Origin of the sequence: Winogradskyella poriferorum (genome assembly GCF_050618035.1) — a bacterium.
Lineage (GTDB): Bacteria > Bacteroidota > Bacteroidia > Flavobacteriales > Flavobacteriaceae > Winogradskyella > Winogradskyella poriferorum_A.
In genome coordinates, this window is sequence record NZ_JBODPY010000115.1 from 1 (window position 1) to 238 (window position 238).

At 34.9% G+C, this 238-nt stretch carries 1 protein-coding gene; it reads right to left on the bottom strand.

The genetic code is table 11. The annotated features are described in order from the left end of the window. Positions 1-27: 27 nt before the first annotated feature. Positions 28-238: OmpA/MotB family protein (locus tag ACRHOC_RS15130; RefSeq protein WP_431159440.1), on the bottom strand; the 211-nt coding region annotated here is incomplete at its 5' end.

Here is a 238-nt window from a genome sequence, read left to right on the forward strand (position 1 = left end):
AGAACTAAATCTATGTTAAGTTTATTCTTACATATCGTTTAACAACTTTGAAATCTCATCGAGTTTTGGTGTTAGAACCACTTCGAGTCTTCTGTTTTTTGCTCTTCCTTCGGAAGTATCATTAGGAGCAATTGGTGCATATTCACAACGACCTGCAGCTGTTAAATTTTCTGGGTTAATAGATGAATTTTCCCTAAGAATATTAACTATTGCTGTTGCACGTTTTGTGGACAAATCC